Origin of the sequence: Spongiimicrobium salis (assembly GCF_043678055.1) — a bacterium.
Taxonomy (GTDB): domain Bacteria; phylum Bacteroidota; class Bacteroidia; order Flavobacteriales; family Flavobacteriaceae; genus Spongiimicrobium; species Spongiimicrobium salis.
Genome location: NZ_JBHEQA010000002.1, coordinates 468763 through 490604, shown reverse-complemented (window position 1 = coordinate 490604; position 21842 = coordinate 468763). Strand labels below are relative to the sequence as shown.

Here is a 21842-nt window from a genome sequence, read left to right as displayed (position 1 = left end):
ACTATCTCAATTTTATAGTTAATAGCACCTGAAAATGTTCTTCTGTTTTGGTACTTTTCAATTCATAATTGTCTTTATAGTTCAACTCCAACTGTCGCTGTGCGTTGGAAAAGCCAATTCCAGAATTCGATGCAGTGCTAATTCCATGATGCAGATCAGCAGGTCTGGTATTGAATACCTTAAAATACAGTTTTTCCTCATCTGTAGTCAACTCAATTTTAACGACAGCATCCTTGGGCGTATTGCTCACTCCGTGTTTAAAGGCATTTTCAATAAATGATATCAAGATCAAAGGAGCAATCATGACTTTCGGATCATGCAGCTGATACGTGAAATCCAAAGTAAGCTTATCCCCATAGCGCAGGGATTCCAAATCCAAATAATCTTGTATCAGGGCGATTTCCTTCTTTACGGGAACTTCGGGATCTTTACATTGATACAGCATATAATCTAACATGCCCGACAGTTTAAGGACCACATCCGGAGCTTTTATAGATCGTTCCAAGGTCAAGGCATATAGATTGTTCAGGGTATTGAACAAAAAATGCGGATTGGTCTGTGCTTTTAAAAATTTGAGCTCCGTATTGGCTTTTTCCTTTTGTAAAACTTCCAGTTGATGCCGCTCTTCAAAGCGGTCCTTAAAGACTTTGACCATAAACATCAAAAATACGACGACATAGACCTGTGGAAAGTACACTACGGCCAAATTAAATGGCCTTGTCAATATTTCCAAAAAATCCTGCCCATGATAATTGTTCCCTAGGAAAAATTCGGAAAAATGGCCCGATATAAATTTTGCAAGTACCGAAAAGACATAAACCGATAGTAAAAAAGAGCCTCCAAAAATCAGGTATTTCTTTTTGGCCAAAAGTTTTGGAACCTGATAATAGACCAGAAGATAACTGGCCATGAGCTGGGAGGGTAAAAAGGATAGACAACTGGTGACCGTCTTTTCTATACTTCCGTCGTTCAATGCGGCCAATACGGGAAGGATGATAAATAATAAAAACCAAAAGGTAAGGTGTGAAACCATTCTATTTTGAATGACCCAGTCGATCAGGTTTTTTCTTTTGACCATAGGGTATAAATATATAAAATATGAATCCACATCAGCTTTAAAAAAGACGAATCTTCTTTATCCCAGGTCCAACGCAGCTTATTTGCGGAAGTAGTTTGTAATCTGCCGCTAAGGCCTTTATTTCGGTTTGAAGGCCGTGTTCGTCTATTTTACCCATTTAGAGCAGCTCCGTTCCCTAGGTTTGTACAAAGGTGAAAATCTGTAATACATCAATAGAAATTAAATGAAATATCTAAAAGTACTCCCTTTTATTTTGGCCTTCCATTGTTCACATTTCATAGCTGGCCAAGATCTTAAAGTTTCCGAATCAGCTTCGTACACCATTGCCTATACTTCGAAGGAATCAGGTAATGGAGAAATCTACCTTACCGATGCTGAGGCCAAATCAAAAATAAAAATCACCGATTACCCCGGGAATGATGGCTATCCCGCTTGGTCTCCAGATGGAAAGCGTATTGCTTCCTATGCCTATCATGATGGAAGAAAAACATGGTCTATTCATACCATGAACAGTGATGGAACCAATAGAAAGCGACTGACCTTTGTCAAAAACAAATGGGACAGTGCCCCGGCATGGTCCGCAGATGGAAAAAAGATTGCTTTTGGTAGGGGGTATAGAAATGAGAAAGGTGTTTGGACCGAAGAGATTTGGATCATGAATGCCGATGGCAGCGAGCAAACCCAAATAAAACCTTTGAATGGTGGATCACCCTATTTTACTCAGGATGGTAGAATTGTCTTTCATTCCAAAACACAAACCAGTGAAATTTGCATAGCAAATACAGATGGTACCAACCTTATCCAGCTCACCCAAAACAATGCTGAAGACTGGCATCCCGAAGTTTCTCCAGATGGCAAAGAAATTGTGTTTATGTCCAATAGGGACGGAAATCATGAAATTTATATCATGAATATAGATGGGTCTGATCAAAAGCGATTGACCTTTAATGATGTCCGGGATTCCACACCCTCCTGGTCGCCCGATGGTTCCCAAATCATCTTTACCTCCCATGACATCCATGAAAACGCCCATGTTTATAAGATCAACAAAGACGGGTCTTCCCTAAAAAAATTAATTCCAAATGCAGGTGGTCAAGCTTGGCTCAAAATTAGAACTTAATAAAATTCCATTAAAAATATAAGTCCACAATAAAAAGGAAAACTAAAATTATGAAAAACAAAGCGGTCATATTCTTCTACATACTTCTTTTCACCACCACAATAGGTTTTGCCCAACTAAGTGATGCTCTTGCGCCGGAAGCTACAACAGCTGAAAAACAGCTCTCTTTCAGGGATATCCCTGAACTTGAGAAAGCTTTTATCGATACTTCGCCAGCCTCTAGAAAAGACGGAATTCCAGTGGGCAATCTAAAGAAAGATGATGAACTTATTAGGCTAGCTAAGGAAATAGCGGAGAAGAAACATGGTAGCTATGACGGCCTGTTAATAGCCCATAAGAACAAATTGGTTTTTGAATCTTATTATTCACGGGGTCGCGTTGACCTGGCCCATGAGCAATCCTCGGCAGCTAAAGGTTATACGAGTTTGATTCTGGGGCGTGCCATCCAGTTGGGCTATCTGAGCATGACCGATTTAAATAAACCCTTAATCAGCTTTCTTAAGGACTTAGATGCTTCAAAATTGGTTGATGGCGCCGAAAAGATAACGCTTCACAAGGTATTGACGATGCGCTCGGGCATTCGCATCAGTGAAGAAAAGAGGAGGGCATTGGAGGAAAATCCCAGTCAATTGAAAGGCCAAGGGCTGGTCCAAACGTGGCTGGAGCATAGTGCGCCTATTACCAATGCATCCCAAAGCTATTTATATGGGCCAGACCCTGCTTTGGTCATGCAAGTCATTGAGGCTGTGGTGCCAGGTACGGCCAAAGATTTTATAAAAACCGAACTTCTCGATAAACTGGGAATCACAAATTACCGATGGGAAACGAATATTAGTGGTGTACCGGAAGCAGGTTGGCGTGTGAGTATGACCTTGCGCGATATGGCCAAATGGGGCATGCTCGTTTTAAATAAGGGCAAATGGAATGGAGAGCAACTGATACCAGAAGCTTTTATTAGCAAAGCCACCCAAAAAATTACCAAGCCTACGGCCGCTTGGCAGCCTAAAACCTACGCTTACGGCTACTTTTGGTATCAAACGGATATCGCAGTTGGAGACAAAAGTTACAATGCCAATTTTGCCTGGGGCGGGGGTGGACAACATATCATAGTGGTGGAAGAACTAGACTTAATTATTACGATTACCGGCCATGACGGGAAAGATACCATCATGAATCAGGTTTCAAAAAACATCTTACCCGTCTTCGCCAACTTGGAAAAACAACAACTATGAAAAGAAGCTATTCTATTTTAATACTCGTAATTGCCCTATTTTTAAATGCTTGCAATACGAAGAAGCGACAAGTAGACAATCCTAGTCTTCCTCCCTCGGAAGATCTCGATCGCGGCCTAAAACCACCTGGTCTGACCCCTGAATTGTTTGCACCCGGCCTTGTTTCTACCGAAGAGCACTTGGAAACCCAGGTGGTGTTCCTGCCCGATATGACGGAGTTTTCCTTTGCCCGGTCTGGTGGGGAATATGGAGAATCTACCTTGTTTTTTATGGAATACAAGGACCAAAATTGGAGCAGGAAGTCCGTTCCCCCGACTGATACCGATAGTTACAAAGAACGATTTCACCCCAATTATAAGAAGCTCAATAGTAGCGAACCTTTTAAAGACATCCCCATATGGGGAGGAACGCTAGCCCCCAGTGGAACCTATTATTTCTATGTACTAGACCCGGATGGCAGTGGATATATGGGGTACTCGCGCCTTATCAATGGCGCCTATGAAACCCCAAAGAAAATGAGTGGCGCTATCAATAGGGGAAAGTACATTGCGCATCCCTTTATCGCTCCAGATGAATCCTATATTATGTGGGATGCCGAAAAGGAAGACGAAAACAGACCTGATGTTTACATTAGTTTTAGGAAGGAAGATGGTTCATGGGGAACGGCCATCAATATGGGAGACAAGATAAACACTCCGGTCTATGAGCAACGCCCCAGAGTGACACCAGACGGAAAATACTTCACTTTTTGGAGAGGGTATACCAAAACTAGGGAAGATGGAAGCAGTTATGTATTGGGAAACCCCTATTGGATGGATGCAAAAATTATTGAGAATCTCAGACCTCAATAGGATGTTGCCCCATAGAAAAGATGCGAGGTATTTAATGCGTAATTCCCTTTATAGTTCTCAATCCCTATGGTAATCAGAAAGAATATATATAAATATACATCATGAAAAACAAAATAGGCTTACTATTTCTAATACTTCCTTTCCTTGGGTGCAAAAGCGAGCCCACAACAGATACGGAAACTTTGAGCGCTACAAGTCCAAAATATGAGACCTATAATTATTCCGGATTTACGAAAGAGGAAATTTACGGCTTTCATAAACACATTTTTGAAGGAGGTCGTTGGACGGTCTATGGGGATTTGGAACGGTATTTCTACCTAAACTTCTCCGAAATAAAACCACACTCATATATTCCTCGGTCGGATACCCCAAAAATTCTTGAAGAAACGCCTAGAGATGATGTGAAATACTTTATTACCCCAACCCACTTAAAAAAAGGAGGTGGACTATCCTTAAATGATTATGTTCAACAGGTAGAAGTCAATGGGATCATTATCATTCATAAGGGCAAAATTGTTTTTGAAGGCTATCCAAGAATGTTTCCGAACGATTTACATGTCAATTTTCTAATTACCCAAGTTTATGTGAGTACAGCGGTTGCTATTCTGGAAGATAAAGGCTTAATAGATACCCGTAAACCTATTGATCATTACTTTACGGCCCTTAAAGGTTCGGGTTGGGAAAATGTGCCAATAACCGATATACTTTCCATGAGCTCTGGAATTGATCCAGCATCCTTGAGTATCTTTGAGCCAAGTTCGGATCCCATGAAAGATTTGGTCACCGCAAAATCTGCCAAGCCTTCTGGAACGGAATACCAATTTAGCAATGCAGATGCTATGCTGTTGACTCTTTTAGTAGAAAAAATGAGTGGTCTCACTTTTAGGGATTTTGTAGAACAGGAAATTTGGAACAGAATCGGGGCAGCATCCAATGCCCTTTTGGGAATCAATACCAATGGACTCTCGCTTTCCTACCTCGATGGCCTGTCAACAACAGTTCGAGACTTGGCCAGGTTTGGTCTCGCCTTTACACCCAGCGGCAGAACGAACGCGGATCCATTAATTTCTGATGCACATTTGGACAAAATTCGGGATGTAAACAAAAAGCTCCAAAAGAAGTCGCGACATACAGGAGAAACCATATACCCCAATTATCAATGGAGTGCTGTCTATGAAGACGGGGACCTGTACAAAGGCGCACATGGAGGGCAAGGTCTCTATATTGCTCCCTCCAAAGATTTGGTAATTGCATTTTTTGGGACTTCCAATACCAATCGTGAAAGTAATCAGCTTAACGTCATTGCCCGAGAACTTTCCAAATCTGGGCTCTTTGACCTTGAATAAAGATCCTGGCACAGAAATACCCATAAGGAGGCTAATACTATGGGGTGAAAAACTATGAAAATATAGATGTTTTTTGGGTAGATGACCGGGTTACTGAAAGCTTAAGGAAACAATTATTCTTCTGGTTTTGGAGGTAGTGTGCGTTAAAGAAATGATAAAGGAGTTAATATCTAATATGATAATGGGGTAAAGATTTTACATTTAAGCTTCCACAAACAATTAAACAAACAAAATACGTGAAGCAATTTATCATCATCGGTCTATGTTGTTTTTTGAATATGGCTTTATTAGCACAAACCGAAAATAACACAATTGGCATAGGAACGCAGGTTACGATTTATTCTAACATCTTAAATCAAGATAGAGTGTTACAAATATATCTTCCTGACAACTATGCTACTTCAGACAAAAAGTATCCCGTATTATATATTCTGGATGGCCAATGGTATTTTTCCAGTGGTGCATCCATTCAACTATCATTGCGAAACCCTGATGCCATCCCAGAAATGATCGTAGTTGGTATTAATAGTAGTCGTCAATCGCGCTATACTTTATTTGGAGACGAAAATGGGACGTTTACCGCTTTCCTTCAAGATGAAGTAATTGCATTTATCGATTCTAATTATAGAACCACTACAGAGCGTATCATTTTTGGATGGGAAGCAGCTGCTTTTTATGTGAGTGAACTTATATTAAAAGAAACCAGTTTGTTCTCAGGGGCTATTATCTCCAACGGAGGAGGTGCTTCTGAAGAAGCGATAACAAATTTTAATACCGATAAAGAGATTTATGCTTACATAGCCAATTCCAAGAAAGATATCTTTACCATCACCCAATCGGATGCCTATTATGAACTCTTAAAAAAGAAAGAACCCAAAAATCTAATATGGAAATATGAATTGTTTAATGATGAATTTCATGAGACCTTGCCTCATATGGCAATGTTTAAAGGAATCCGATATTATTACCACAATCATAGCAGTTTAATTTTTGAAGATATAGAAGCTTACATAAATTCTGGTGGTATTCCATATTTAAAATCTTATTTCAAAGAAAGGGCCAAACGTTTTGGTGGCAATGGTAAAATAAATAATGGAACCAAGAACTCATTGATTTGGCTAGCCTGGAACAGGGACAATTTTGAATACTTTAGCTTTTTTATGGAAGAATTCAAAGAAGTATTAACTACCAAAAGGTATGATTCTGCTTATTGGCAAAATCGTTTCGGGCAGTTTTATTTAAGGCACAAAGATTACCAAAATGCCATAAAGTATTTTAATGCCGGATTGAACAAGTATCCCAATTCTGAGTTTGAAACGCAAATGAAACAAGGATTGGAAGCTGCCCAAAAAAGGAAATCATAAAGAAGCAACAAATACAACAGAATATACTGAAAAATAATTATTTAACTTACATAATTTTAATATTTTATTTAAATAAATAACATATTTCCATTCTTCATTCCGGGAATATTTTAGCCCCTAAAATTCAAGGGTCCTTTAAAAAGTCAAAATCAAGGCAACCTTTTGAAAAAAAAAGACGTCTTTTAGATTAAAGAAACTTTTTCGTGCGCATACCAACGTCCGAATTCAATACCACCATTTAAAACCTCTCCGCTGTACATGGAAAAAAACAGATATTATTACATTGATTTTTTAAGGGTTATCGCCATTTTAATGATGTTTATTTTTCATGTTAATATGATTTTTGTTGCAGAAAATGATTGGCATATTAAAGATGCTTCAACGAGCAGCGTATTAATGGAATTCAACTATTGGATGTCTTCTTTTAGAATGCCTGTATTATTCCTTGTTTCTGGTTTTGTCTCTGCGATACTTCTTGAAAAGATGAGTCAAAAACATTTTTTGTATCAACGTTTTAAAAGACTGATTATTCCAACGGTGATCTGGACGTTCCTGTTGGTCGCGCCACAAATTTATTTTGAAAGAAAATTGGAAGGCGCGGATTTTAATTTCTTTGAATTTTACGGAACCTTTTTAAATTTTGAATGGTATCCTGAAGGGAATTTCCACTGGTTGCACCTTTGGTTTATTCCGTACTTATTTTGTTACAATTTATTATCAATACCTCTTTATAGGCTGTTAGATCGTGAAGCTGTTAAAAAAGCCTTGGAAAAATTCTTTAGCAAAACATATGGTATTCTTTTGGTAGTACTATTGGCTATCATTCCCTATACCTTTCTTGCCGTACACTTTCCAACAACACACGATTTAATACATGATATCGGGCGTCATTCATTTTTTATCTTCTTTGTTTTTACTGGAGTAGTGCTGTATAAATTCCCCGGTATTCTTGAGCAAATTGAGCATAAAAGACGGTTTTACCTTAGCGCCGCATTTACACTAATTATTTTCATTAATGTGGTACGATGGAATGGTTGGGAGCCATTTGATCTTTGGGATAATTGGATAACAAAACCACAGACTTATATTTTTATCGCTTTGCTAAATTTAAACGCTTGGGCATGGGTATTAACCTGTTTGGGGTACGGCAGAAAATATCTGAACAAAAAAAGCAATTGGCTAAAGTATTCTAATCAAGCGGTTTATCCCTTTTATATCCTTCACCAGACCATTATTGTGATTATAGGATATTATGTGGTTCAAACCCCAGATAATACGGCCTTTAAATATGTTTTTCTACTTTTTGCCTGTTTCTTCATATGCATACTGCTATATCACCTGTTTATTCGGCCCAATAATGCAATGAGATTCTTGTTTGGGATGAAAAAAAAAGTAATGTAGTTATAACCAGAATTTAGGATTTAAAGCCACTTTGCCCTTAAATCCTTATACTTGGTCCTGCCGATAGGAAGGCGTTTTCCATTTTTAAGTTCGGCGATGTATTTGCTTCCGGGCTCTACAATAATTCCCTTGATCTCGGATAATTTTACCAGATATGATTTATGGATACGCTCAAAAGAATGGGATAACAACTGCTCCAGCTTTTCCAGGGATTTATCGTGCAGTTCTTTTCTCCCATCTACCAAAAAGAGTTCCGTATAGGCACCGGCTCCTTTAATATATAGCACGTCTTCAAGAGATATTAATTGTATTCGCTGTCTTTTTTTTACTGCCAAATACTTTGTGCTATTGCTGATCAGTTTTTCCTTGGCTATGATTCCCTTAAAAGCCTGTTCCAATCGATTTCTATTAAAGGGTTTAGGTACAAAATCCAGCACCCCATATTCAAAGGCGGTAATGGCCTGTTCTTTATAAGCAGAAATAATAATGGTGTGAAAAGCACTTGAAACGGCAGCAGTTAAAAGCGTAAACCCATTATCCCCATTCAGATTTAGGTCTAAAAGTACAAGATCCAAGTTGTTGTTCTCTATAAGTGTCAATGCCTCAGGGAGGTTGTCGGTATGTTTTAAGGATTGTAAAGCATCTCCGAAAATGGAACGGGTCATCCGTTCAATTCTCTTTGCAATCCTGGTTTCATCTTCTACGATTAAAATGTTCATTTTTGTTTATGCATAAATTTTTATGACACTTTTCCAACCATGGTCCGTAGGTTCGGAAGTAAACTCCCATTGTTCCTGATAACTTTCCGTTAGCCTAGCTTTCACATATTTGAGTCCGGTACCATCTTCCCTGCCTGCCTTGGCCGCTTCAGATACCTGGGCAAAAGTCAAAAAAGTATAACATTTATAATCTGTACCCTTTTCAAAAATCAATTGAAATTCAATACCATTATCTTCAGGAGGCAAGCTATGTGTAATGCCATTTTCCAAGAGCGTATGCAAAATTCCCGGAGGTACTTTTTCTTTAGGGTCTATTCCTTCTTCTTTCAAGAGGTATTTCATTTCTTTTCGATACCCCATAATTTCAAGATGGTTGCGACAAAGAGCGATTTCCTGGGAAGTAGGAATCAAGGTTTTGTTCTCTATACGATTAAAAAGATCAAATTCTTTGGCGAGGGCTTCAATGAACAAAACACCTTTCTTAGGGGATTCCTCTATCCAATCGATCAAGGATGTCAAGGTGTTCATTAAAAAATGGGGCTGAATATTTTTTTTGAGCAATTGCAGCTGCAAACGTGTAGATTGCACCAAGGAAGTTTCGTAAGCCAGTCGCTGTTCTTTGATCCGCAACGAAAGTAGGTAAAACATACTCAGAAGTATAATGCTAAAACTAATGTAAAGCCCTATGCCAAGGCGGGTAACCGAATTGATCAATAAGGACAATAGCAATGCCAACAACACTAGACGTGCGCCTTTCTTTTTTTTATACACTCCAAAAACGACAATGCCGAAGGAAAACAACCACATGGCCAAAGCCATATTACGTGCGGTAAAATCAAAGAAATCACGTTTTATGAGGAAGGTAAATAGTAAGATGATTGTATAAATGATCAAAAAAAGTTTGCGTTTGGGATACGGAAATTCCATAGAAAAATAGAATGGAATCACGAAGGAGATGCCGAACATCAGCGCACCTATAGTTTCCAATGGAATGTGGTGATATCTATAGTGTATGGGGACATAGGTGGTAATAAATTGGGCAAGGTTCAATACAAAAAAGAAAAAGCAACTAATACTGAACACCAGTGTAGGATATTCTTTTTTGTTTCCTAGAAAAAGGAAAAGAAAGTAGATAGAAGCAATCAAAAAGGCGCCTGCAAAAATATGCATATAGGAAGTTTCTATGAGGCGATCGGTCAGCAAATCATCATAATCATCCACTTCTAATCGCATACCCACATGATCTGGAAAAAATTGGAGGCTAGATCGAATGGCCACCACATGCTCCCCTTCTTCCGTCAAATAGGAGGGAATGGCAAAAGTTGCCCACATTTTACCTTCAGGCCCAAGTGCTGATTCTTGTCCGGGATTTCCATTTTTTCCGATCAAAACACCATCCCAAAAAATCTCATATTCTCCGTAAATATAGGGTCGAATACCGTAGAGGTGGAGCGGTTTTGGGGGGCTTAAAATATCTACTCTGGTTCTGGTCCAGAATATCTCTCCTGCTTTCACCTTGGGTTTATTCCAGTCCCAATCTTCATCGTTCCAATCTTTGGCTGCCCACTCCGCTTGATCTCCGATTTTGGAAAAGGTCTGATACTCCGAAAAAACAGGGGTTTGCGTGCAGGATGTCAGTAAGAACACAAAACCTATTAAAAGGAAAATCGGCAAAGATCTCAAGTTCATTATCAAAGCGGTTTACCGATGCAAGATACTTATTATAATCCTCCTTTTTGAGCAGTTCATTATCACATAGAGCAGTTGATTAAATTTAGATTGAATACCTAAAGGAAAAATACATCTTTTGTAAGACGTAAAAGTCGCTGTAAGGCCATTGACCTGCAGCATCAATTCAATCGTTTCATTCAAAAACCCTAATACATGAAAAGTATCCCCTTCGTAGTACTATTCCTTTTTCTTTTTCAATCCTATGCACAAAAATCTTCCAAGAACGAGGCGAATGATCTTATAAAAAGAGTAGAAACGGGCCTTACCACAGCACAAGTTTATGTAGAAGGAGATGCCACATCTTCTATTGAAGAGCGAATGGAGCATTATGGAATTCCAGGAGCGAGTATTGCCGTAATACATAATGGGGAAGTTGTCTGGGCCAAAGGTTATGGGATAACGGATAAGGAAAGTAACGCTCCGGTAACCCCTCAAACACTTTTCCAAGCATCAGCATTGAGTATTCCGGTATCTGCCTATGGTGCCTTACGTCTTGTAGAACAAAATAAGGTAGGCTTGGATGAAAACATCAACAATTATTTGAAATCCTGGAAGGTACCGGAAAATGAATTTACCAAAGAAAAGAAAGTTACCCTCAAAAATCTTTTGAATCACTCCGCCGGGGTATACCCCCGTGGAACGGGCAATTATGGTAGAGAGGAAACAATTCCAACCTTACTAGAAATATTAAAGGGAACCGCCCCAGCACTGAACGAGCCGGTCGTCATCAATAAGGAGCCGGGAGAAAGTGTTCGTTTTGCATACGCCAGCTATGTACCCGTTCAACAAATGATGATAGAGGTGGAAGGGGAAACATTCCCAGAAATCATGAACAAACTCGTCTTAAAACCCTTAGAAATGCATAGTAGCACCTTCAATCAAACGCTTTCTAAAACACAATTGGATATTGCGGCAACAGGCTATTTGCAGGATGGTTCCATGGTAGAGCACAAAAGTAAAGTGTACCCTGCTATGGCTTCGTACGGGTTGTGGACCACTGCGACAGACTATGCTAAGTTTGTGGCCAACGTACAGCAAACCATAAAAGGCAAACACACGAAAGGATTGCCAAAAGATCTTGCCGAATTAATGGGTAAACCCTACGGTGTCAGTAATTCAGGCTGGTCTTTTACCTGTGGGTTAGGGTTTCAACTTTTTAATAAAAGTGATGAAATATATTTAAGGCACCATGGATGGAATACAGGTTTTTATGCCGAGATAATGGCCCATAGGGACAATGGATATGGGGTTGTCGTGATGACCAACTCTACTTTTCCGGCATTTAATGCCGAAGTGATTCGCGCCGTAGCCTTGGCCTATGAATGGGAGGGGTATATTCCTACCTATACCAAAATGAAGGTGGAGCCTGCTTTGGTCAATAGAATCAGTGGAAGATATCAAGCTGACAATAGAGTAGTAAAGGTTTTTCAAAAAGACGATCAGCTCTTCGCTAAAAATATAATTAATACGGATGGCAATGAATTGATCAGAGTATCCGATAGCACTTTTGTAACGAGAAATTCAAACCGATTGATTCAATTTAAACCGAGTACAGAAGGCAAAAGCATCACGATGAACAACATCAATAGAAACGATGGAGCTGTAACTTCTTCCTTGGTCAAAACCAATACCGCTCAAAAGGAGCCTATTGAATTTCTTGTTGATGGGGAATTTGAAAAAGCACTTCAAGGATACCGGGCTTTACGAGAGCAGCATCCTAGGCTACTTACGGTTAGTGAGGATTATGTAGATGATCTTGCCGAACACTTTTTAAATCAGGGCAGGGCAAAATTATCGCAAAGCACCTTTAAATTGAATACCCTCCTTTATCCAGATAGTTTTCTGGTATATGATCGTTATGCAGAAGCTTGTATCCGAGAAGGAGAAATTGATCTGGCGATTTCAAGTTTTTCCAAATCGCTCCAATTAAACCCTCAAAATAGCCGCACGAGAGAAAAGCTCAAGGAGTTGGAAAAAAGCAAATAATCGCATGAAGACCCCCATATATAGTATTGTATTCCTTCTCATTCTTTTTCAATCTTGTAAGGAAAAATCAAATGTTGATCCTACTGCCGATTTGATCAAAAAAGTAGAAAACGGTCTCATCACAAATCCTGTGCATATAGAAGGTGACCCTACTTCGACCATAGAAGCACGTTTGGAACACTATGGTATTCCCGGAGTGAGCATTGCCGTTATACATAAAGGCGAAATTGCTTGGGCAAAGGGATATGGGCTTATGGATAGGGAAAGTAATACTCCCGTGACCGAGCAAACCCTTTTCCAAGTATCCACCATCGGTATGCCCTTAACAGCCTATGCGGCACTGCGCCTTGTGGAACAGCATAAGGTAGCACTAAACGAAGATATCAATACCTATTTAACATCCTGGAAAGTACCGGAAAATGAATTTACCAAAGAAAAGAAGGTTACGCTAAAACACCTCTTGAACCATTCTGCCGGCATCAATATGCACGCTTTTGAAGGATATCCGAAAGATCAGGCCGTACCAACACTTTTAGAGGTACTACATGGAGTCCCTCCGGCGAATTCAAATCCCATTATGGTGGATAAAATCCCGGGTGAAAATTTTTGGATCTCGGCAGGTGGTTATACCATCGTACAACAAATGATGATGGATGTGGAGGGGAAAGCATTTCCGCAGCTTATGGATGAATTGGTGTTAAAACCTTTAGGGATGCACCACAGCACCTTTAATCAAACCTTAACAGCGGCACAGTCCGAAAGGGCTGCTACCGGTTATTTACGGGATGGTTCCGCTGTGAAAGGGAAACGGCACATTTATCCGGAATTGGCCCCCAACGGTTTATGGACCACCGCAAAGGACCTTGCCAAATTTATCATTAACATACAGCAGGTTCAAAAAGGGAATGACAATAGCGGATTATCAAAAAGCTTCAAGGAAATGATGCTCCAGCCTTTTGTAGAGGATCGTTATGGATTAGGTTTTTTAATTTATGACCATAAGGACGATATCTACTTTGAGCATCACGGATGGAGCACAGGCTTTTATAGTAGAATGACGGCCCATAAAGATAATGACTATGGCGTAGTAGTGCTGGCCAACACCCCAAACCCCGCTTTTATCTTTGAAGTGTTCCGTGCTGTCTCCAAAGTATATGCCTGGGACAACTATGCACCTACTTATAAAAAAATGGAAATAAAACCCTCCTTGAGGAACGGGATTAGCGGTACATATCGAGCAGAGAATAGGGTAGTGGAAGTTTTTCAAAAAGACGATCAACTATTTGCCAAGAATATCCTTTATGCAGATGCGGAAGAATTGATTCGAGTTTCCGATAGTACTTTCGCAAGAAGGAATTCAAGTCAATTGATGCAATTCAAACCCAATACAGTAGGAAATACGATCGACTTGCTATACCGCAATACCAATAACGAAAGCATCGTTTCTAGGTTGACCAAGACCACGAACTCTCAAAAAGAGCCAGTACAATTCCTTATTGAGAACCAGTTTGAGGAAGCGCTAAAGGCGTATCGAGCTTTCATAGAAGAGCATCCTGACCATCCTACCATTACAGAGGACTATCTCAATGACCTAGGGCATCACTTTTTAAGGGAAGAAAGGATCAAAATAGCCCAAAATACGCTCAAATTAAATACCATACTCTATCCAGATAGTTTCCAAGTATATGATAGTTATGCGGAAGCTTGCGTAAAAGTAGGCGAAATTGATCTGGCCATTTCAAATTATTCAAAATCCATAGCGTTAAACCCGCAAAATAATCGCGCTAGGGAAAAACGCAAGGAACTACAAAAAAGGACATCCAATGAAGATTGAATATTTTACCCCAGCAAAAATGGTGTTTGTTTTTTTGATCGTATGGGGAGTCAATGGTCATGGGCAGCATGTTGTTTCCTCCAAGTCAAAATTCTATACCATTGCCTATGGTTCAAAACAAACAGGCAATATAGAAATCTATTCCGGCCATAAAACCGCTACATCGAAAATAAAAAGTACGCATCAGAATGGTGGATATGCGGCTTGGTCCCCCAATGGAAAGCGCATCGCGTTTTACGCAAAATACGATGATAAAAAGACCTGGTCCATTCATACCATGAACAGTGATGGGAATCATAGAAAACGATTGACCTATGCTAAAAATACATGGGATAGTGCCCCCGATTGGTCTCCAGATGGAAAAAAGATAGTCTTTGCAAGAGAGTATACCGATGCAGCGGGGGTTAGGCATCCGGAGATTTGGATGATGAACGCAGATGGGAGCAATCAGACCCAAATAAAATCGCTGAAAGGAACGAACCCTTATTTTACTCCTGATGGGAACCGTCTTGTTTTTTCTTGGGAATTTGAAGATAAGCGTAGTGCCATAAGCATCGCCGATCTTAATGGTAAAAACATAACCCGCTTAACACATCATGATGGTGAAGAGTGGCATCCTGAGGTTTCCCCTGATGGAACACGCATTGCCTTTATGTCCAATAGGGATGGAAATTTTGAAATTTATGTGATGAATATCGATGGCTCCCATCAAAAACGATTGACCCATAGTGCTATTGGGGATTGGTATCCTTCTTGGTCTCCGGATGGTAGCCAAATCATTTTTTCAAATCCCACAGGTAAAAACAAAAAAGACAGAACCATCTATGTCATGAATGCCGATGGCACTGCAAAACGAAAACTCATTGATCATGGTTCCCAAGCGGAATGGTTAAAAACAATTCAATACTAAAAACGATGAAAAACAAAATAGGATTAGTTCTTTTAGTACTTGTTACACTAAGTTATAGTGGCTTTGCCAAGCAGCAGCATCAAGTATCGGAAACTAAAGGCCTCGAAACCATCACTATCAATCCAAGCAAGAAAACAGTGTTGTTGGATGGGCGTTGTGGTAATGATGAATGGGAGGCCGCAACCAAAATCGATTTGCCCGCTGGGGCTTCCATTTATCTCATGTATGATGAAGACTACTTCTACTTTTGTGCCTGTGGTAAGGCAGAGGATTACACGATCTTAGACCTTTATATAGCACATGGGGAAACGAATCAACTCCACAAGTTTCATCTTTCTGCCCAAATGGGGGAACATATACTTACGGACGGGGAATGGAAACCTGCATCAGGCAAGTGGGAGCTGAAGGGCTATGCCGGATTCTGGGTGCCTTATAGCGGCCTTGCTGATCCTGAAAAGAGAATAGACCCCCAATTCGCAAAAGGAACGCATCGGCAAATGCAAATATCACGTAAAAAATTCGCGGGCCAAACCTGGAAGATGATGTTTGGGCTGGGGGGCATTCAGCAAGAAGGTGATGGAGGAAGATTATTGTACCCTGAAAAGGCTGTAGAAGATAATACAACGACTTGGGGCAAATTTTCCTTTTCCAAATAAAGCGCAACTAATGAAAAAAACATATTTCATTTTAATAGGAGTACTATTTCTAAATGCCTGTGGTAATAAAGTTCAGGTAACAAATAATTCTTATTCTCCGAGCTTAGAAGATCGGTATTTTGGAGAAAAGCCACCAAACTTAGTTCCTAAACTTTTTGATCCTAAAATCGTATCTCCAGAAGGTAAGTTTGAAAGTGGTACATTTTCACCAGATATGAAGGAGTTTTATTTCACTAGGAAAAATGGAAAATATAAAAAGCGTACATTTTTTATTATTCGATATGAAAACAATGGTTGGGGCCAGGAATCTGAGACCGATATCAGATGGCCACAATTCTCTGTAGATGGCAATACGATGTACGTTGGAAAGGAGTATAGGGAAAAAACTGATACTGGTTGGTCGGAGCCCAAAAGCCTAGGAGGGTTTTTAAAAGAACAGGCACATGGTATCTCAGTTTCATCTAACGGGACCTATTATTTTCCGTTTTTTAAAAAAGAAGATAACGGACATGGCAACCTGGGTTATTCACGCCTGATAAACGGCAAATATGAAAACCCAATAAAAATGGGTGCTGAGATTAATACAGGGGAATACATTGCTCACCCCTATATTGCACCAGATGAATCCTATTTGATGTGGGATGTAGAACGAGAAGACGGCTATGGACAATCGGATATCTATATAAGTTTTAAACACAAAGATGGTTCTTGGTTAACACCAATAAATATGGGTTCAATAATAAACACTGAACTCCAAGAGAGCTCTCCACATGTGACATATGATGGAAAATATCTGTTTTTTACTAGGGGAGAGTGGAAAGTAAAAGAAGATGGAAGTCGTAATTATGTAGGGAAAAGATATTGGGTGGATGCTCAGGTTATCGAGAATCTTAGACCTAACTCATAATCTAAATCAAAATTGAAATTAATGAACAAGATACATTTTGTTATGATACTTGCTGTAGCATTATCTATCAATGCCTGTTATACAAAAAAGCAACAGGCAACAGTTAATGAACCATCAATTACAGAAACCCTTTATTTTGGACAAAAACCACCAGGTTTAATTCCAGAGGTTTTCGCTCCTGGTATTGTTTCCGTCAATGGAAGGTTTGAGGGCGCTATTACGTTTTCCCCTGATCTGGACGAAATGTATTTTGGGGCGGATAATGAACATGAAGCCACGGAAATCTATTTTTCCAAACGAGAAGGGAATCAATGGACATCCATTACAAAAGTAAATTTCACCAAGGGGAAAGACGATGAAGAAATGCATCCATTTGTAAGCCCTGATGGTAAAAGTATCTATTTTACCGCCCATAGTCCGGCCTCGCCCGAACCGAAAATTTGGGAGGTCAAGCGTTTGGGGAATGCTTGGAGTAATGCCGTAAAACTTGATTCCCCCATCAATGTCGATCCAATATTTTATCCGAATCAATCTAAAAACGGAGATCTATTCTATTTTAATCTATCCAATTTTAAGACCTATTATGCCTCCCGGAAAAACAATAGCTTTTCAGAAGCCAAGGAAGTTGACATCCCATTTGGGCATCATGGATTTATTGCACCGTCTCAAGAGTATCTAGTGATAACGAGCAGAAATAAAGAAGATGCTCATAGAAAAGACAATGATATTTATGTCTATTTCAAAAAACAGGACGGGGGATGGACAAAACCAATCCATCTCGGAGCAGAGATCAACTCCAATTTTAATGAAAAGTGCCCCAGTATCACCCCAGATGGCAACTATTTATTTTTTGGCAGGGATGAAAGAAACGAGGAACCTGGCCTATCCAATATACATTGGGTAAGCACAGAAGTCATTCATCAATTAAAACCTACAAACCTTTAAACGATATCCTTATCCCATGATAGCAATAAATAAGGTTAAAACCACAAAATTACCCATTCTAGATGGTACTGAACTGAAGTCGGCTACCTTTGTCGACAAAAGCTTTCCTTTTCACTTTCATCAATCTTGGAGCTTGGCTTATATTGAGTATGGGAGTGAAAACATTGCTTTTAACGATATCAATTTTTTGGTTCATAAGAATGCCATACAATTGATTCCTCCATATTCCATTCATAAAAATTGGAGCGACACCCAGAATGCCTGGACGTATAAGGCTCTTTATATAAGCAATGATGTGGTTAAATATATTGCACAAAAAATAGGTGTTGATTATTCGTATCTGGCTAGCTTTCCTTACTTTATATCCTATCGAGATCATGGATTTTCCCTCACCGAAGCCTCAATTTTCAAAATCATCGAAACGCTTTTCTTGGATACTTTAAATGGTACGGAACCTGCTCATTTGAACGGATATACAAACCAAGCTTTTGATGATATTCTAAGATATATGTCTGTAAATTATAACCGATCAATACGCCTGGAAACACTACAAAAAGAATTTAAGATCGATAAATTTAAATTACAAAAAAGCTTTAAAAAGTGTATGGGTTTAACGCCTTTGGAATACTTGACCGCCCTTAGAATAGAAAATTCAAAAGCGCTTTTTCACACCAACACTCCTTTAGTAGAAATTGCCCTTGAATCCGGATTCTATGATCAAAGTCATTTTACGCATAGTTTCAAAAAATATGTGGGAGTCACTCCGGGAAGTTATAAGAAGAATTGCAAGATTTTACAAGACTGGTAATATGCCTAAAAAGTATGTTTGTTTATCCCTATTAAAGAGATCCATAAAATAGTTGGAGTGGTAGGGAAATAACAATATAAACTATTGTAAATCAATTTTTAATTCATCAATAACAAAAAAAATGAAAATGAAACAGATGCTACTTTTATGCTGTCTAATATCCCTGAACACTTTATTTGCCCAAGGAAAGCTGGAATTTGCCAGAACGGAGGTAATCCCTATAAAAGATACAGAAACAGGAAGATCGTATGAGCTCTACATCAGACTTCCGGAAAAATACCTTGAAGAAGAAGGCAGTAAACATCCAGTAATTTATTATACCGATGCACTTTGGCATGTAGAGACCCTTTCTGGTGCTACTGAGTACATTATGGAAGATGCCATTTTAGTGGGAATTTCTTGGGAAAAAAATCCACAGGGAACTTTGGATAAAATAGGTGCACATGGAAGTAGGTTTCGAGATTACACTAGTAGGAAATCCGAGAATGCAGAACATCAAGCGAAATATCACTTTGGGCAAGCCGCTAACCATTTGACCTTTATTCGTGAGGATGTGATACCGTATGTTGAAAGCAATTATAGAACAGACCCCAGTAACCGTACGTATTTTGGCTATTCCCTTAGTGCCGAATTTGGGGCTTATATTCTACTAACCCAACCCCATACATTTAAAAACTATATCCTGGGAAGCCCTTCACTTATGGGGGAAATCCCAAATTTTTCTAAACTGGCCGCCAATGCAGAACAAAACCATAAAAGTTTAGATGCCCATGTTTTCATTTCTTATGGATCATTGGAAGATACATTGGGCAAGCATACGGAAGAATTTATTGGACTGCTGAAAAATAGAAAGGATAAAAGCTTAACGTTAAAACGGGAAGTCATAGAAGGAACCCATCAAACCGCTTTCCCAGAGGCGGTAGTACATGGGATACACTGGTTGGCCAAAAAAATGAATTTTCCGGTTTTGGAAGGAGCTTACCTTGGACAAACGACTCCCCAATTGATTCCTGAAATATTTGCACCCGATATTATTTCGATCAAGGGAAGGTATGAACACGGCATTTCCTTTTCTCCTGATTTGAACGAAGTCTATTTTTCAGCGAATAAAGATGGTGGAGCTGCAGCAATCTATTTTTCAAAGTTGGAAGGCGGAAAATGGACCCGTCCTGAAAAAGCAGCATTGACTCAAGGCAAAAAGGAGGAAGAAATGCACCCTTTTGTGAGCGCCAATGGCGAAAAATTATATTTCACAGGGCTTAATTTTGACAATACGGACGTAAAAATTTGGTCTGCCGATCGTTCTGGCGATTCTTGGGGCGAGGCCAAAGTATTGAATTCCCCTATCAATGAGGATAAGGTGTTTTATCCAAATATGGGCAAAAACGGAGATCTCTTTTATTTCAATGTGTCTAAACGGAAAATGTATATTGCTCCTAAGGAGAACAATGAATTTCCAAAAGTACGGGAAATGAAGATTCCATTTGGTGTTCATGGTTTTATAGCGCCATCACAAGATTTTATGCTGGTAAATGCCAGAAACCCGGAGGATAAAGAAAGGAGAAGTGATATTTATGTGTATTTCAAAAAGAAAGACCATAGCTGGTCTAGGCCAATCAATCTTGGAAGTGCCGTAAATACTTCTTTTTCTGAAACTTGTCCAAGCGTCACTCCAGATGGTAAATACTTATTTTTTAGTAGATATAACGAAGAAGGTGGGTTATCTGATTTCTATTGGGTAAGTACCGAAGTGATCCACAAACTAAAACCTGCCAATTTATAACGAAATCAAAAATGAAATCAACCCTAAGTCATCGTCTTTTATATAGCTGCTCTTTTATCCTATGTTTATTGCCTTTCTGGATGCATTCCCAGGTGATCTCAACGTCCTCCGAAGATCTGTTCACTGTGGGTAGTGCGTCCATATATTTGCAATCCGAAATCAATCAAAGCGACTATACCCTGCACATTAATCTTCCGGCCAGTTACGGTCAGGATAGCACGAAAACCTATCCTGTATTTTACGCTTTGGACGGTTATCGCGTATTTGGTACCACTACACATGTGTATGAAGGTTTATGGGATGATGGCTTTAGCCCGGAAATCATCATTGTTGGAATTACCCATGGTCATGCCAAGACAGATCCCACGGCACACCGGACAAGAGATTTAACACCCACAAGAATTGAGAGGATACCCACTTCAGGGGAAGCATCACTATTTTTAAAGGTATTGGAGGATGAAATTATTCCCATGATCGATCAACAATATCGGTCCGACCCAACAAACCGAACCCTGATGGGGACTTCATTCGCAGCTTTGTTCACCCATTACGTCCTGTTTACCCAACCCACTTTATTCCATCGTTATATCATTCACAATCCTACGCTTTGGTGGGATAATAAGTATCCGTATGCGCTTGAAGAAACCTATCATAAAAACCATACCGAACTACAGGCCAAGGTACTCCTGATAAACAGTGAACATAACGACATGACAAGTGCCCTTCAAATGCTGCATCAAATACAAAAACACCACTATAAAGGTTTAGAACTGGGTTTCCGAAAAGTAGAAAACATGGGGCATTTGGGAGGGGAGGCCGAAGCATTGAACCAAGGGATGCGATTTGTTTATAAACGCCCCTCCATGAGATTGCCCGAAGATCAACTAAAGGCGTATTGCGGAACGTACAAAAATGGCAATTATATCCGAAATATTGTCCTTCAGCAAGGAGAATTGACCTTAATGCGCGAAGGAGCAAAAGAAGGTCTAAAAATACAAGCCGTCTCTACCTCAGAATTTGCTGTTCTGGGAAGGTATTTTGATTTTCATTTCAATAGAAATGGGAAAGGTGAGGTCATCGGTTTTAGCAGTCAACGGGATCCAGATCCCTCCAATGTTATCACAGCGCTTAAGGTAAATTAGGAGTGCTACTTTGGAGCTATAGGCTAGGT

18 protein-coding genes are annotated in these 21842 nt (G+C 39.5%); 15 read left to right on the top strand and 3 right to left on the bottom strand.

The features are described 5' to 3' along the window. Position 1 precedes the first annotated feature (1 nt). Positions 2-1078 carry a sensor histidine kinase gene (locus tag ACEXOE_RS11480; protein ID WP_394748929.1) on the bottom strand — a complete coding sequence of 359 codons (1077 nt, stop codon included), beginning with the start codon at positions 1076-1078 and terminating at the stop codon, positions 2-4. A gap of 223 nt (positions 1079-1301) precedes the next feature. Between ACEXOE_RS11480 and ACEXOE_RS11475 the strand changes: the two genes are divergently transcribed. The 6 genes from ACEXOE_RS11475 to ACEXOE_RS11450 all read left to right on the top strand — a co-directional run bounded on the left by ACEXOE_RS11475 (position 1302) and on the right by ACEXOE_RS11450 (position 8392). Beyond that, the gene (locus ACEXOE_RS11475; protein WP_394748928.1) at positions 1302-2198 is read left to right on the top strand and encodes a DUF5050 domain-containing protein; all 897 of its coding nucleotides are present in this window, start codon (positions 1302-1304) and stop codon (positions 2196-2198) included. A 50-nt stretch (positions 2199-2248) separates the two neighbouring features. Then, positions 2249-3430 carry a serine hydrolase domain-containing protein gene (locus ACEXOE_RS11470; protein WP_394748927.1) on the top strand — a complete coding sequence of 394 codons (1182 nt, stop codon included), beginning with the start codon at positions 2249-2251 and terminating at the stop codon, positions 3428-3430. Continuing rightward, positions 3427-4281 (top strand): hypothetical protein, encoded by an 855-nt coding sequence (locus ACEXOE_RS11465; protein ID WP_394748926.1) that lies wholly within the window; start codon positions 3427-3429, stop codon positions 4279-4281. The genes ACEXOE_RS11470 and ACEXOE_RS11465 overlap by 4 nt, the downstream gene beginning before the upstream one ends. Before the next feature lie 101 nt (positions 4282-4382). Next, entirely contained in the window at positions 4383-5627 is a 1245-nt protein-coding gene (locus ACEXOE_RS11460) for a serine hydrolase domain-containing protein (RefSeq protein WP_394748925.1), read from the top strand. A 278-nt stretch (positions 5628-5905) separates the two neighbouring features. Then, the gene (locus ACEXOE_RS11455) at positions 5906-6991 is read left to right on the top strand and encodes an alpha/beta hydrolase-fold protein (protein WP_394749627.1); all 1086 of its coding nucleotides are present in this window, start codon (positions 5906-5908) and stop codon (positions 6989-6991) included. A gap of 258 nt (positions 6992-7249) precedes the next feature. Beyond that, a complete protein-coding gene (locus ACEXOE_RS11450) occupies positions 7250-8392 on the top strand; it encodes an acyltransferase family protein (RefSeq protein ID WP_394748924.1) in 1143 nt (380 codons plus the stop codon). Positions 8393-8412: 20 nt separating this feature from the next. Here the strand turns inward: ACEXOE_RS11450 and ACEXOE_RS11445 are convergent, their stop codons facing one another. Continuing rightward, positions 8413-9111: a LytR/AlgR family response regulator transcription factor gene (locus ACEXOE_RS11445; RefSeq protein WP_394748923.1), complete on the bottom strand. Its 699-nt coding sequence runs from the start codon at positions 9109-9111 to the stop codon at positions 8413-8415. A 6-nt stretch (positions 9112-9117) separates the two neighbouring features. Then, the gene (locus ACEXOE_RS11440; protein ID WP_394748922.1) at positions 9118-10800 is read right to left on the bottom strand and encodes a histidine kinase; all 1683 of its coding nucleotides are present in this window, start codon (positions 10798-10800) and stop codon (positions 9118-9120) included. A gap of 195 nt (positions 10801-10995) precedes the next feature. Here ACEXOE_RS11440 and ACEXOE_RS11435 point away from each other — a divergent pair, with 195 nt between their 5' ends. From ACEXOE_RS11435 to ACEXOE_RS11395, 9 genes are all read left to right on the top strand, one after another. After that, complete coding sequence (locus ACEXOE_RS11435) at positions 10996-12828, top strand: serine hydrolase (RefSeq protein ID WP_394748921.1); 1833 nt, start codon at positions 10996-10998, stop codon at positions 12826-12828. A 4-nt stretch (positions 12829-12832) separates the two neighbouring features. Beyond that, the gene (locus ACEXOE_RS11430) at positions 12833-14662 is read left to right on the top strand and encodes a serine hydrolase (protein WP_394748920.1); all 1830 of its coding nucleotides are present in this window, start codon (positions 12833-12835) and stop codon (positions 14660-14662) included. Beyond that, on the top strand, positions 14652-15572 hold the full coding sequence (locus tag ACEXOE_RS11425; RefSeq protein WP_394748919.1) for a DUF5050 domain-containing protein: 921 nt from the start codon (positions 14652-14654) through the stop codon (positions 15570-15572). The genes ACEXOE_RS11430 and ACEXOE_RS11425 overlap by 11 nt, the downstream gene beginning before the upstream one ends. 5 nt (positions 15573-15577) lie before the next feature. After that, positions 15578-16228 (top strand): hypothetical protein, encoded by a 651-nt coding sequence (locus ACEXOE_RS11420; protein WP_394748918.1) that lies wholly within the window; start codon positions 15578-15580, stop codon positions 16226-16228. Positions 16229-16238: 10 nt separating this feature from the next. Next, on the top strand, positions 16239-17135 hold the full coding sequence (locus ACEXOE_RS11415) for a TolB-like translocation protein (RefSeq protein ID WP_394748917.1): 897 nt from the start codon (positions 16239-16241) through the stop codon (positions 17133-17135). A gap of 21 nt (positions 17136-17156) precedes the next feature. After that, on the top strand, positions 17157-18080 hold the full coding sequence (locus ACEXOE_RS11410) for a TolB family protein (protein ID WP_394748916.1): 924 nt from the start codon (positions 17157-17159) through the stop codon (positions 18078-18080). 16 nt (positions 18081-18096) lie between these two features. Beyond that, positions 18097-18888, top strand: coding sequence for a helix-turn-helix domain-containing protein (locus ACEXOE_RS11405; protein WP_394748915.1), 792 nt, complete (start codon positions 18097-18099; stop codon positions 18886-18888). A gap of 127 nt (positions 18889-19015) precedes the next feature. After that, positions 19016-20671: an alpha/beta hydrolase-fold protein gene (locus tag ACEXOE_RS11400; protein WP_394748914.1), complete on the top strand. Its 1656-nt coding sequence runs from the start codon at positions 19016-19018 to the stop codon at positions 20669-20671. An 11-nt stretch (positions 20672-20682) separates the two neighbouring features. Continuing rightward, the gene (locus ACEXOE_RS11395) at positions 20683-21813 is read left to right on the top strand and encodes an alpha/beta hydrolase (RefSeq protein WP_394748913.1); all 1131 of its coding nucleotides are present in this window, start codon (positions 20683-20685) and stop codon (positions 21811-21813) included. Positions 21814-21842: the final 29 nt, after the last annotated feature.

Coding starts and splice junctions, on each gene's coding strand:
- ACEXOE_RS11480 (WP_394748929.1), bottom strand. CDS start 1,078: ATGGTCAAAAGAAAAAACCTGATCGACTGGGTCATTCAAAATAGAATG.
- ACEXOE_RS11475 (WP_394748928.1), top strand. CDS start 1,302: ATGAAATATCTAAAAGTACTCCCTTTTATTTTGGCCTTCCATTGTTCA.
- ACEXOE_RS11470 (WP_394748927.1), top strand. CDS start 2,249: ATGAAAAACAAAGCGGTCATATTCTTCTACATACTTCTTTTCACCACC.
- ACEXOE_RS11465 (WP_394748926.1), top strand. CDS start 3,427: ATGAAAAGAAGCTATTCTATTTTAATACTCGTAATTGCCCTATTTTTA.
- ACEXOE_RS11460 (WP_394748925.1), top strand. CDS start 4,383: ATGAAAAACAAAATAGGCTTACTATTTCTAATACTTCCTTTCCTTGGG.
- ACEXOE_RS11455 (WP_394749627.1), top strand. CDS start 5,906: ATGGCTTTATTAGCACAAACCGAAAATAACACAATTGGCATAGGAACG.
- ACEXOE_RS11450 (WP_394748924.1), top strand. CDS start 7,250: ATGGAAAAAAACAGATATTATTACATTGATTTTTTAAGGGTTATCGCC.
- ACEXOE_RS11445 (WP_394748923.1), bottom strand. CDS start 9,111: ATGAACATTTTAATCGTAGAAGATGAAACCAGGATTGCAAAGAGAATT.
- ACEXOE_RS11440 (WP_394748922.1), bottom strand. CDS start 10,800: ATGAACTTGAGATCTTTGCCGATTTTCCTTTTAATAGGTTTTGTGTTC.
- ACEXOE_RS11435 (WP_394748921.1), top strand. CDS start 10,996: ATGAAAAGTATCCCCTTCGTAGTACTATTCCTTTTTCTTTTTCAATCC.
- ACEXOE_RS11430 (WP_394748920.1), top strand. CDS start 12,833: ATGAAGACCCCCATATATAGTATTGTATTCCTTCTCATTCTTTTTCAA.
- ACEXOE_RS11425 (WP_394748919.1), top strand. CDS start 14,652: ATGAAGATTGAATATTTTACCCCAGCAAAAATGGTGTTTGTTTTTTTG.
- ACEXOE_RS11420 (WP_394748918.1), top strand. CDS start 15,578: ATGAAAAACAAAATAGGATTAGTTCTTTTAGTACTTGTTACACTAAGT.
- ACEXOE_RS11415 (WP_394748917.1), top strand. CDS start 16,239: ATGAAAAAAACATATTTCATTTTAATAGGAGTACTATTTCTAAATGCC.
- ACEXOE_RS11410 (WP_394748916.1), top strand. CDS start 17,157: ATGAACAAGATACATTTTGTTATGATACTTGCTGTAGCATTATCTATC.
- ACEXOE_RS11405 (WP_394748915.1), top strand. CDS start 18,097: ATGATAGCAATAAATAAGGTTAAAACCACAAAATTACCCATTCTAGAT.
- ACEXOE_RS11400 (WP_394748914.1), top strand. CDS start 19,016: ATGAAACAGATGCTACTTTTATGCTGTCTAATATCCCTGAACACTTTA.
- ACEXOE_RS11395 (WP_394748913.1), top strand. CDS start 20,683: ATGAAATCAACCCTAAGTCATCGTCTTTTATATAGCTGCTCTTTTATC.